Genomic DNA, 2,600 nt, shown 5'->3' on the forward strand with positions numbered 1-2,600 from the left:
GGAGTTTGATGATTGTCGCGCTTGGGGATCGGGTCAGCGCGCCGAGAGCGGCCAGGTCGTCGTCGGCCAGGTCGAAGGCGGCCAGGATGCGGTGCGCCAGCGAGATGTCGGCGGTGCCGACGCTCACGCCCGCGGCGCGGGCGAAGCCCTCGACGATCGGCAGGAGGGAGTGGGTCGCCAGCATGGGCGCCTCGTCCGTCCAGGTGTAGATGACATCGGGCTGGTCGCTCATGCGCACGTCCTTCGCTTGCGTCGTCGTGATGGGCCCACCTTAACGTGTGACCTCCGTCCCAGGCGTCGATGCTCGCTGGAGGAGACGGGCGGACGAGGGAGGGCGAGCGGTGAGGATGCGCGGCGGCCGACCGAGGGGCGCGGGCCCGGCCGCGAGGACGCGTATCGCAGATCTCACATGTGGTGATCGTGCACCGCCGCCCGGGCCGCTGTCGCCTACCATCATTGCAGCCGCTACCGCCGTTGTCGTGAATACAATCCGCCGCTATTATTCAAATACAATCGTTACCGATGTTATCGCAAACGCAATCGTAGCCATCATTAATAACCGTGCGTCTGTCGCCACCATCGCCATTAAATTTTAAATTTTAGCTTAGGTTCGGCTCCGCCACTAAATTTAATTTCAAACCATAGCTAGCTCTAGCTCTAAATTTTAATTCAAACATAGGCTCTGTCCTAGCGCTAAATTTTAAATTTGCGTTCAAATTTTATCGCGCTATACGACTTAAAATTTACGTTAGAATTTTGCCGTGCCGCGCGGTTTAAAATTTACGCGTGGCAACGCCCATTATTCGCCGACCGCCGTAAACGGCTTGCCGATAAATTTTTGAGCCCCGATCTCATCTATTACGGCGAGCGCGAGGTCTGCGTAGCCGATGTAGCTTTTGCCCTTGCCGTTTAGGATCAGCTCGTCGCCTCCGAGGACGTATGAGCCTGTGCGAGCGGCATTTGCGTCGTATTCCGCGGCAGGGATCACGTAGGTCCAGATCAAATTTTTGCTCGCCTTTAGCACCTCGTAGCTCGCCGCAGTCGCCTCGGCTACGCCCATATACTCAGTCGGAAAGCTTGGAGTATCCATCAGGCGCGTCTTGCGCGAAGCGTCTGTGTATAACACGCCCGCGCCGCCGATGACGAGCAGTCTAGTCTGCGTGCCGCTTAGCAGCTCCGCGATGTGCTACGTCATTTTCGCGTGAAGCGGGAAGGTCTGCGGCGTCCATGCAGCGATCGCGCTGATTACGACGTCAAAGCCCGCTAGATCGGCTTTGCCAAGCTCGAAAACGTCCTTATGCACGAGCTTGATGGCGCTGTTTTTATACTCTTTGTTTCGCGCGAAGCCCGTTACGTCATAGCCCTGCCTTAGCGCCTCCGCGACTAGCGCGCTACCTGATTTTCCGTTTGCTCCGATGATTGCTACTTTTTTCATTTTATATCCTTTTAAATTTAGATTTTGTTTGCTTGCGCAGCCGCTTATCGCCGCTGCAAGCCAATTCACTTGCCATAGCGACTAATGCATTTTCTCATGCGACTGTCTATCGCCGTCGCAGCCGGTGTGCCCGCCACGCAGGGCGTCGTTTTGCCGCGCTACGCAGTTTAAAATTTACGCCCGCGCTTTGCCGCGCGCTTGTCTTGCAAAATTTTACAGCCAGCTAGGCTTTACGTCCTCGTTTATCACGCCGTCGCCGTTAGTGTACTGCTCCAGACTGCCGCGTTTAGTTTGGATACAGATAAATTTCATCCCCTGCGCGCCCGCCTTGAAGCACCTTTTGCCGTCCGGATCGATGCGGATCGCGTCGCCCTCCCTGACTGCCTTCTCCTCGCCGTCGATGAAAAGCGTGCCGCCGCCTTTTAGCACCAAATAAAGCTCCTCGTTTTGCTTGTGCGAATGCACGAACGGCACGCTCGCATTTGCCGGAAGCTCGTTGATAGATAGCTCACAGCCGCTTAAGCCTAGAGCTTCTTTTAGCTCGACTCTCGGTTCGCTTTTCGTTGAAACGATCTTGTAGTTTGACATCTTTTTCTCCTTAGATTTTTTGTTGTAATATTATATCTTACAACTTATGAGCGAAGTATAGTCAAATTTTGTTGTAATGTCAAGAGTTACAGCAAAAATTTTCAAAAAAATTGACGCGAATTTTAAAATCAGCTAAAATCCGCGCGATTTTAACCAAAGGAATTTTATGCAAAATAGCGCATTTAAGACGCTAACGCTCATTGCAAAGAAAAATTTTAAAAAGCTGTTTTTAACGTTTAGCCTGGTTTTAGCGGAAAACGGACTGTTTCTCATCTATCCTGTACTAGCCGGCATCGCCATAAACGCCATCGTAGCGGGTGACACGCTTTTGGCACTTAGCTACTCGTGCATGGTATTCGTAGGCTGGGGGCTTGGCTCGATTAGGCGGCGCGTGGATACGCAGGTGTTTACTAGGATATACGCGGGGCTTGCCGTAAGCGTCGGCAAGGCAGCTCGCGTCGATGTAGACAATCTGGCGTTCGCGGCTTTCCTGCCTGTCATCTATCCACCGGATGACGGGCACGACGCCCGAAAGGAACGACCTGTCGTCCATTCGGTGCTCGCCGTGAAAGTGTAC

The 2,600-nt window shown here is 53.4% G+C and carries 5 protein-coding genes; 1 reads left to right on the forward strand and 4 read right to left on the reverse strand.

What is annotated here, in order from left to right:
• The 4 genes from Q0413_RS04190 to Q0413_RS04205 all read right to left on the reverse strand — a co-directional run.
• Positions 1–232, reverse strand: a 232-nt coding sequence (locus tag Q0413_RS04190; protein WP_298987621.1) for an NADP-dependent isocitrate dehydrogenase, incomplete at its 3' end; no start/stop codon positions are given.
• Between the two features lie 567 nt (positions 233–799).
• The gene (locus tag Q0413_RS04195; protein WP_298987626.1) at positions 800–1,126 is read right to left on the reverse strand and encodes an Rrf2 family transcriptional regulator; all 327 of its coding nucleotides are present in this window, start codon (positions 1,124–1,126) and stop codon (positions 800–802) included.
• 60 nt (positions 1,127–1,186) lie between these two features.
• Positions 1,187–1,435: an NAD(P)-dependent oxidoreductase gene (locus Q0413_RS04200; RefSeq protein WP_298987629.1), complete on the reverse strand. Its 249-nt coding sequence runs from the start codon at positions 1,433–1,435 to the stop codon at positions 1,187–1,189.
• Between the two features lie 213 nt (positions 1,436–1,648).
• The gene (locus Q0413_RS04205) at positions 1,649–2,023 is read right to left on the reverse strand and encodes a cupin domain-containing protein (RefSeq protein ID WP_298987632.1); all 375 of its coding nucleotides are present in this window, start codon (positions 2,021–2,023) and stop codon (positions 1,649–1,651) included.
• A gap of 166 nt (positions 2,024–2,189) precedes the next feature.
• On the opposite strand from Q0413_RS04205, the gene Q0413_RS04210 reads away from it, so the two are divergent.
• Positions 2,190–2,600: ABC transporter six-transmembrane domain-containing protein (locus tag Q0413_RS04210; protein WP_298987633.1), on the forward strand; the 411-nt coding region annotated here is incomplete at its 3' end.

The sequence above is a fragment of the uncultured Campylobacter sp. genome (genome assembly GCF_938045465.1).
In the GTDB taxonomy this organism is placed as follows: domain Bacteria; phylum Campylobacterota; class Campylobacteria; order Campylobacterales; family Campylobacteraceae; genus Campylobacter_B.